The organism is Paenibacillus humicus NBRC 102415 (assembly GCF_004000905.1).
In the GTDB taxonomy this organism is placed as follows: Bacteria; Bacillota; Bacilli; order Paenibacillales; family Paenibacillaceae; genus Paenibacillus_O; species Paenibacillus_O humicus.
The window spans coordinates 1-7,560 of sequence record NZ_BIMD01000087.1; the positions used below are offsets into that span (position 1 = coordinate 1).

The following is a 7,560-nucleotide window of genomic DNA, read 5'->3' on the forward strand; positions in this document are numbered from 1 at the left end:
AGCGCTTCCGCGCAGCTCCCGCCAGCGACCGGATGGGCGTCCGGCTGCAGCCGGACGCCCATCCGGTCGAGCTGATCCGCCATGCGGAGATCCGCTCGCATGGCGTCACGCCCGGCACGGTGCAGCTGCCGCCCGGAGGCGCGCCGGTCATTCTCGGCGCCGGCTGCGGCACGACCGGCGGTTACCCGGTCATCCTGAATGTCGCCTCGGCGGACCTGCCCTTGCTGGCCCAGCTCCGTCCCGGCGACAGCGTATCCTTCTCCGAGATCGGGCTCGAGGAGGCGCAGCTGCTGGATCTCGGCCAGGAGCTGGATTTGGCCATGCTTGACCATGCTCTCCGGCTCAAAACCCTTTCCCCCTAACTACAAGCGAAAGAAGGCTCGAACCCATCATGTCCTCTTCCAGAAAAAACAGCCGTACAGCCCGGGTTGTCGGCTTATATACCGCAGATGCGCCGAATTCCTTTGTCTCCCGCCCTCTCGCCGAAGCCGAGCTGGAATTCGGAGGCATCCGCGGCGACCGCCACTTTGGCCTGACGGCCAAGGCGGATGCCCGCCAGCCGATGTACCCGAGGGGCACCGAGATATTGAACCGCCGCCAGATCAGCCTGTTGTCGGCGGAGGAAATGGAAGCCGTGCGCGCCGACATGGCTGTGGAGGCGCTGGAGCCGGAATGGATCGGCGCCAACCTGATGCTTGCCGGCTTGCCGGAGCTTACGAAGCTGCTTCCCGGCACGCGCCTTCTGTTCCCAAGCGGCGCCGGGCTTGTGTGCGAGGGGGAGAATCACCCCTGCATGCAGGCAGGCAAGGAAGTCCAGAACCATGTCATGCCAAGGGAACGGCTGCCTCAAAGCTTCGTCAAGGCAGCGGCCGGACGGAGGGGAATCGTTTGCTCCGTCGAACGTCCCGGGCGGGTGTGCCACGGCGACGAAATCCGGATCCTAGATCCCATCTGACAAGATCCGCCTCGCGCTTCGCCGCGGGTTGCCTCATGCCGGCAGCAGTCATGGCCGTATAGGCGGCTTATGAAGATTGAGCGGCAATCGTTGAAATTCGATCGATTCGGGGAGGTTTGGCCATGGCAAGCATCGATCTCAACGCCGATCTGGGCGAAGGCTACGGAGCCTGGTCGTTCGGGCAGGATGAAGCCCTGATGCGCAGCATTACGAGCGCCAACATCGCCTGCGGATGGCATGCGGGAGATCCCGCCACGATGCGGGCTTCCGTCCTTGGCTGCCTGAAAGCCGGCGTCGCCATCGGGGCGCATCCGGGCCTGCCGGACCGGCTCGGCTTCGGGCGCCGGGAAATGGCGCTGAGCCCGGATGAAATCTATGATGGCGTCTTGTACCAGCTTGGAGCGCTGGAGGCTTTCGTCCGCGCAAGCGGCGGAAGGCTGCGCCATATGAAGCCTCATGGGGCGCTGTACCACATGTGCAATCAAAGCGAAGCGGCCGCCGAAGCCGTCGCCCGGGCGGCAGCGGACCTCCGCTGCGGCTTGGCCGTTTTCGCGCAGGCGGGAAGCCTGCTGCTTGAAGCGGCAGCCAGACATGGCTTGCCGGCTGTCGCCGAAGCTTTTGCCGACCGCGCCTATACGGCATCCGGAAAGCTGGCCGAGCGATCGCTGCCGGGGGCGGTGCTGCACGATCCGGATGCCGTGCTCGCGCAGGCTCTGGGAATCGCTTCCCGGGGCGAAGCCGGAACGTTGGAAGGACCGGTCCTATCCCTATCCGCTGCCACGATATGCCTGCACGGGGACCGTCCCGGAGCCGCCGAAGCAGCGATGCTGCTGCGCCGTGGACTGGAGGAAGCCGGCGTGCGCGTTGCGGCTCCGGATATCGGCGGGCCCGCCGGAGACGGGCATGATGGTGGCGGGGGGACGGGAAAACGTCATGAACGATGAAGCATGGCTGTTCGTCTACGGAACTCTGCAGCCGGGGATGTCCAATTATGGCGTCATCGAGGCATGGGTTCGGGAAGCGGCGAGGGGCCGAGTAAGAGGCAGCTTGGTCGACGCGGCGGCGGGGCTGTACCCGGCTCTGGTCATTTTCCCTGAAGCTGGGGACAGCGGCGCCGTATCCGGCTGGTGGCTCCGGATCGGCATCGGCGGCCTTGCCGAAACGGACCGGCTGGAAGAGTACGGGGGACCGGAGGAAAGCAACGACTACGAACGGATCTGGACGGCCGATGCCGATGCTCCTTCCAGGCAAGGCTGGGTCTATGTATGGCCGACCAGACGAGGCTGCCCGGCGATCGGAAGCAGCAAATGGCCGCCTTCACCGGATTGACGGGGAAAGCGGCCTTTTCAGTCTTGGAACGTTTTGGCTCACCGGGGTTTTATCGGTCTTCCTCGGCCGTTTCCGGCTGAAAGGCGATGAGCGTGACGGGAACGCCCTGCTGCCGGGTAAGCTGCCGCTCCAGTTCCCGGATCTGCTGCACGGCATCATCCGATTCGCTCAGATCGGCGAACCGGTAAGGCTCGAACGGTTGATGCATCATATCCACCTCCAGTGGTAGCGTGGTCAGTCCGGCGGAGCGTTATGCATGACGGCTTTCGGCAGTCAGGTTTTCATGCCGGCCAACAGGAGCGGGGAAGGGGGATCGAGCGCCTCATCCTGGAGCAGGATCGCCGCCTCGCCTTCATATCCGGGATACAGGGCGAAAATATAAGTCCATGGCTGCTCAGCGGCATCGCCGTCTGCGCCAGGCACAGCATTGAAAACGAGCCCGCAGCTGCCGGGCGGAACGTCGGCCTCGACCGTGTTCGACAGGATGCTGGAAATGCTCAGCTTCCCGTCCGCGGGAACCTCGAATGGAACCAAGATGGACCGCGCGGCGCCCGCGGCTGCTCCAGGCTCGCCTTCCTCGACCGCTACCGCCACGATGCAGCGGGAATCATCCATCGCTTCGAAGCTCGAAATGCTCTTGTTTTTCCAGGCAAAGCCCTGGTCGACTTCTTCATCCGTCCAATCCGGAAACGGTTCCTCGGTCCCTGCCGGGTAAACGCACAGCTGGGAATAGGAGACGACGATATCCTTCGATCGGGCCACTATGTTCATGCGCGCAGCACCTTCCTTCCATCCGTATCCTTACGCATTCGCTGCGAGCCCTCGTTCGTCCTGCTTGACGGCGGGCTGAATCCGAACCTAAAACGACGGGCGATCGGATTGCCCCTTAAGCTGGCGGGATGCTTCCCAATCGAATCCGAGTCTCGGCCGCGTGACCGACCGTGCTGCTTGACCGGCTCTGCTGAGCGACCATCTCCGCCGCGTGACTGACTGTGTTGCATGATTGACTGTGCTGCGTGGCTGACTGTGCCGCGTGACCGACCGTGCTGCGCGACCATCTCCGCCGCGTGACTGACACTGCCGCGCCACCGTCCTCGCCCACACCCTATCTGCCGTCCGATCTTCTCCGCCGGAGCTTTAAGCCCGGTTCCAGCGCGCGTCTGTCATCGAGTGTTGGACAACGTTCACACTTCCGCTTGGTCAGTCCGGCCTCCTTCTTGTAAACTAAAGCTGACATACGGAAAGGACGTGTTCAGGCATCATGCATGTAAATTCTGATCTTCGGCCGTCGCGGCGGCGGCCGCAGCCGATCCATATGAGCCTCCGCTGCCTGATGGCGCTGGCGGCGGCCGCGGCGATCTGGCTCAGCCTGCTGCCCGGCCTCGCCTCGGCGCACGCCTCGCTGCAGGAGGCGTCTCCGGCCGCCGGCACCCGCGTGGAAGCGGCGCCGTCCGAAGTGAAGCTCGTCTTCAACGAGAGGATCGAGGAAGCGGTAGGAGCGCTCCAGGTGCTGGACGGCAAGTCGGCCAGCGTCACATCCGGCAAGGCCGTCCTCAGCAGCGACCACCGGTCGCTCACGCTTCCGCTGCCCAAGCTTGGCGAGGGCGTCTACACCGTTTCATACCGGATCATATCCGAAGACGGCCATCCGGTGGGAGGCTCTTACGTGTTCGTCGTGGGCAATCCTCCCGCGGCCAAGGACGCCTCGGCCTTCGATCTGCACGCGCAGCTCGGCCATGCCGGGCATGAAGCGGAAGGAGCGCTCACGACCTCTGCCTTGCTGCTTTATGCGGTGAGGTTCCTCTATTACGCCGCCTTGATGTTCGCGGCGGGAGCGGCGATCTGGTTCTTCCTGTACCGGCCTCTTGCAGGGCTGGCCGAGCCGCTACGCTCCCGGCTGGAGAGGCTGCCGGGCCAAGGGCTGATGCTGGCCGGGCTGCTCTATGTATTCATGGAATCGACGCAGCTGATGGAAGGGCAGGCCGGATCCGAATGGATCAAGCTGTTCACCCGGACATCGGTCGGCATCACATGGCTGTCTCTGCTCGTCCTTGCCGCTGCAGGACTGATGGTGCCGGCCCGTCTGGCGAAGACGCGGGCTCTATGGGCGCTGCTGCTGCTCGCCCAGGAGGCGTGGAGCGGACATGCGGCCGCGCTGGAGCCGAAGGCGGTCAACCTGGCGCTTGATTACATCCATCTGGCCGGCGCTGCATTGTGGGCAGGCGGCCTCATGCTGCTGCTGGCGCTGTGGGCGGGAGACCGCAAGGAAGCCGGACGCTTCGCCGCCAGCTTCACCCGGGCGGCCTGGATCAGCATTGCGGTGCTGACTCTTTCCGGCATCGCCATGACGCTGCTGTGGCTGACGGATCTGTCTTATCTGTTCATCACGCCATGGGGAATCATGCTGCTCGTCAAGACCGGCCTCGTCGTGCTCGTCGCCGTCACGGGAGCCTTCATCCGCCGCCGGATGAAGCGCTCCGGCTTCCCGTCCGGAGCCATGCTCAAAGCCGACGGCATCCTCATGAGCCTGATCCTGGTCGTCGTCGGCGCCTTCACGTATTTGAGCCCGCTGCCCGCCAACGAGCCGGTGGCATGGCATCAGATGGGCAGCGCCCTCCACGTGTCGATCCGCATCGCCCCGAACGTGCCGGGAGACAATGAATTCACGACGAGGGTTTGGATGTTCAACAAGCTCGGAGCGCCCAAGTCGGTGAAGCTGCGGCTGATTTCCGAGGACAAGCCCGACATGGGTCCGATCGAGGTGCCGGTGGAGCCGTTCAAGGATGACGAGATCAGCTCGTTTGACGGGTATACGAAGTTCGCTTACAAGGTGAAAGGTCCTTATCTTCCGTTCGCCGGGAAATGGACGGCCGAGGTCAGGGTGCTGGATTCCAACGACGACGAGCATGTCGAGCGGACCAGCTTCCGCAATTATTGACGGAGGGCGGGGAAAGACGGATGAAGGCTGTTGCGATCAAGCGCCTGATCCTGTGGACGCCGACTGTGGTCACGGCCGCATGGGAATACTCCAGGCATACGTTCCTGCTTCCCTACTTGTCGATGGATACCGGCAATCTGATCAGTCCGGTGCTTGTTTTTCTCGTCACGGTCACTTTGCTGTACCGGCTTTTCGAGATGCTGGAAAATGCCCAGGAGCAGCTGAGGCGGGAGCAGGCGGTCAAAGCCGCCTTTCAGGAGCGGGATCAGCTGGCGCGCGAGCTTCATGACGGCATCTCCCAGTCGCTGTTCCTGCTGTCGGTCAAGCTGGACCGGCTCGAGCGGTCGGCCGGCGCAGGGGAAGTGAAGGAGGCGACCGACGAGATCCGCCGCACGGTGCGGCATGTCTATGACGACGTGAGGGAGTCGATCGCCAATCTGCGCAGCGCGCCCGAGCCCGAGGAGATGCCGTGGCTGAAGTCGCTGAAGGATGCGGCCTCGGAGCTGGAAGCATCCGGCACCCGTGTCGTCGTGGACTGGCGCATCCCCGATACCCAGCTCACGAGCCGGGAAAAGGTGGAGCTTCTCGCGATCATCCGCGAGGCGCTGATGAACGTGCGCAAGCATGCTTCGGCTTCGGTCGTGGAAGTGAGCGGGCGCACCGAAGGGGCGGGCGGCTTCCGCTGCCGCATCGTGGACGACGGGGACGGAGCCGCTCCTGGCGCCGCCGAGGCCAAGGACCGATACGGCGTGCGCATGATGAAGGACCGGGCTGCCGGGGCGGGCTGGACCTTCCGCTTCTCCAGCCCGGCGGATTCGCAAGGCGGCGGCGGGACAGCCGTTGAGGTGGCGCGAAAGCCGTCTGCGGAGAAGGGAAGCTGATGACGGAGCGGATTCCAGGCTCGATGGCCGGAATCGGAAAGGAAGTGCGCATATGGAAGAGCTTCAGAGCGCGGAACAGATTAAAGGCTCAGGAGCGAACAGCTGCAGGGTGCTGCTTGTCGACGATCATCCGCATGGCCGCGAAGGGATGCGGATCATCCTTTCGGAGGATGGCTACTTTCAGATCGCAGGAGAAGCATCCGGCGGCGAGGAAGCGGTGCGGCTCGCCGGGGAGCTTGAGCCCGATCTGATCCTGATGGATATCCGGATGCCGGATCTCGGAGGACTGGAAGCGACCTCGCGGATCAAGGCGGCGCAGCCCGGAATCAAAATCGTCATGGTGACCGTGTCGGATGATATCGCCGATCTGTTCGAGGCGATCAAGCGCGGGGCCCAAGGATATTTGCTCAAAAACCTTTCTCCATCCGCCTGGCTGGATTATTTGCGGGCCGTATCGCTGGATCAGGCGCCGATGAGCAGAGAGCTCGCCACGCGCATTCTGCATGAATTCCTGCCTGCCGGCGGCGGGGCGGCTGCTCCGTCCGCTCCGTCCGCCTATCGGGCCAAGCCGGCCAAGCGGCAGGCTTCCTCGTCCCTCACTCCGCTCACCGAGCGGGAAAAAGGAATTCTCGAGCGGGTTGCGCATGGCGAGTCCAATAAAGAAATCGGGGCTGTGCTGGGCATTTCGGAGCATACGGTGAAGAACCATCTCAAAAATATTTTGCAGAAGCTGCATCTGGACAACCGGGTCCAGCTTACCCGATACGCCTATGAGCAGGGAATGATGGATCGGAGATGAACGTTCGACGGATGTTCACATTCTTTTTCGGCTGGTAGCCCTTTGGAGTCATGTCCTTTCCTTGGAGCAGGATTATACTTTGAAGCAGAGTTGTTGAGACCATAAGGAATGGGCGGGTGCATGATGAAAGCAAAAAGCATGAAAAAGCTGTTCCCTGCGGCGGGAGCCGCGATTCTGATGATGCTCCTGATGAGCAGCATCGCGAGCGCGCATGTGACGGTATGGCCAAAGGCGACGACACAGGGCTCCTATGAGGTGTTCACGGTCCGCGTGCCGAGCGAGAAGGCGGATGTCATGACGACGGCGGTCAAGATCCGCGTTCCGGACGGAGTGGAAGTATCCCGCACGCAGCCGCTTCCGGGCTGGAAGACGACGCTTGAGACGACGGCGGACGGCAAGATCGAGTCCATCACCTGGACGGCGGATGAAGGAAAAGGCCTTACGCAGCAGGAGTTCAACGAATTCAAGGTTTCCGGCAAGGTTGCCGCCGACGCCAAGGAGCTGAACTGGAAGGCCTACCAGACGTACAGCGACAGCAGCGTCGTGGAATGGGTCGGAGCGGCCGACGCGGAATATCCCGCTTCCGTCACGACGGTAGCTGCGGGAACCGGAGAAGGCGACGGCCATGGCCACGGCGCCGCGGCAGGCACGGAGCCTG

10 protein-coding genes are annotated in these 7,560 nt (G+C 63.3%); 8 read left to right on the forward strand and 2 right to left on the reverse strand.

Annotated elements, in window-relative coordinates; all coding sequences use genetic code 11:
- From PHU01S_RS25100 to PHU01S_RS25115, 4 genes are all read left to right on the forward strand, one after another.
- Nucleotides 1-362 (forward strand): 5-oxoprolinase subunit C family protein (locus PHU01S_RS25100; protein WP_507763355.1); only part of this gene is annotated, 362 nt, incomplete at its 5' end.
- A 29-nt stretch (nucleotides 363-391) separates the two neighbouring features.
- Nucleotides 392-955, forward strand: a complete 564-nt coding sequence (locus PHU01S_RS25105) for an MOSC domain-containing protein (protein ID WP_048749186.1) — start codon at nucleotides 392-394, stop codon at nucleotides 953-955.
- A 122-nt stretch (nucleotides 956-1,077) separates the two neighbouring features.
- Complete coding sequence (locus PHU01S_RS25110; protein WP_048749188.1) at nucleotides 1,078-1,899, forward strand: LamB/YcsF family protein; 822 nt, start codon at nucleotides 1,078-1,080, stop codon at nucleotides 1,897-1,899.
- A complete protein-coding gene (locus PHU01S_RS25115) occupies nucleotides 1,889-2,284 on the forward strand; it encodes a gamma-glutamylcyclotransferase family protein (RefSeq protein ID WP_048749192.1) in 396 nt (131 codons plus the stop codon). Before PHU01S_RS25110 ends, PHU01S_RS25115 begins: the two co-directional genes overlap by 11 nt.
- Nucleotides 2,285-2,333: 49 nt before the next feature.
- Here the strand turns inward: PHU01S_RS25115 and PHU01S_RS26055 are convergent, their stop codons facing one another.
- Together PHU01S_RS26055 and comJ are read right to left on the reverse strand one after the other, a co-directional pair.
- Nucleotides 2,334-2,495, reverse strand: a complete 162-nt coding sequence (locus tag PHU01S_RS26055; RefSeq protein WP_157054045.1) for a hypothetical protein — start codon at nucleotides 2,493-2,495, stop codon at nucleotides 2,334-2,336.
- 62 nt (nucleotides 2,496-2,557) lie between these two features.
- Entirely contained in the window at nucleotides 2,558-3,055 is a 498-nt protein-coding gene (gene comJ / locus PHU01S_RS25120) for a competence protein ComJ (protein WP_049869395.1), read from the reverse strand.
- 544 nt (nucleotides 3,056-3,599) lie between these two features.
- Here comJ and PHU01S_RS25125 point away from each other — a divergent pair.
- The 4 genes from PHU01S_RS25125 to PHU01S_RS25140 all read left to right on the forward strand — a co-directional run.
- Nucleotides 3,600-5,222, forward strand: coding sequence for a copper resistance CopC/CopD family protein (locus tag PHU01S_RS25125; protein ID WP_069202521.1), 1,623 nt, complete (start codon nucleotides 3,600-3,602; stop codon nucleotides 5,220-5,222).
- A 20-nt stretch (nucleotides 5,223-5,242) separates the two neighbouring features.
- Nucleotides 5,243-6,103 carry a sensor histidine kinase gene (locus PHU01S_RS25130; RefSeq protein ID WP_049869397.1) on the forward strand — a complete coding sequence of 287 codons (861 nt, stop codon included), beginning with the start codon at nucleotides 5,243-5,245 and terminating at the stop codon, nucleotides 6,101-6,103.
- A gap of 52 nt (nucleotides 6,104-6,155) precedes the next feature.
- Nucleotides 6,156-6,902, forward strand: coding sequence for a response regulator (locus PHU01S_RS25135; protein WP_127510446.1), 747 nt, complete (start codon nucleotides 6,156-6,158; stop codon nucleotides 6,900-6,902).
- Nucleotides 6,903-7,022: 120 nt separating this feature from the next.
- On the forward strand, nucleotides 7,023-7,560 hold a 538-nt coding region (locus tag PHU01S_RS25140), incomplete at its 3' end, for a YcnI family copper-binding membrane protein (RefSeq protein ID WP_246029340.1).

Bases quoted from the DNA above. Each gene is read 5' to 3' on its own strand.
- PHU01S_RS25130 (WP_049869397.1), top strand. From the start codon at position 5,243: ATGAAGGCTGTTGCGATCAAGCGCCTGATCCTGTGGACGCCGACTGTG.
- PHU01S_RS25105 (WP_048749186.1), top strand. From the start codon at position 392: ATGTCCTCTTCCAGAAAAAACAGCCGTACAGCCCGGGTTGTCGGCTTA.
- PHU01S_RS25115 (WP_048749192.1), top strand. From the start codon at position 1,889: ATGAACGATGAAGCATGGCTGTTCGTCTACGGAACTCTGCAGCCGGGG.
- PHU01S_RS26055 (WP_157054045.1), bottom strand. From the start codon at position 2,495: ATGATGCATCAACCGTTCGAGCCTTACCGGTTCGCCGATCTGAGCGAA.
- comJ (WP_049869395.1), bottom strand. From the start codon at position 3,055: ATGAACATAGTGGCCCGATCGAAGGATATCGTCGTCTCCTATTCCCAG.
- PHU01S_RS25135 (WP_127510446.1), top strand. From the start codon at position 6,156: ATGGAAGAGCTTCAGAGCGCGGAACAGATTAAAGGCTCAGGAGCGAAC.
- PHU01S_RS25110 (WP_048749188.1), top strand. From the start codon at position 1,078: ATGGCAAGCATCGATCTCAACGCCGATCTGGGCGAAGGCTACGGAGCC.
- PHU01S_RS25125 (WP_069202521.1), top strand. From the start codon at position 3,600: ATGAGCCTCCGCTGCCTGATGGCGCTGGCGGCGGCCGCGGCGATCTGG.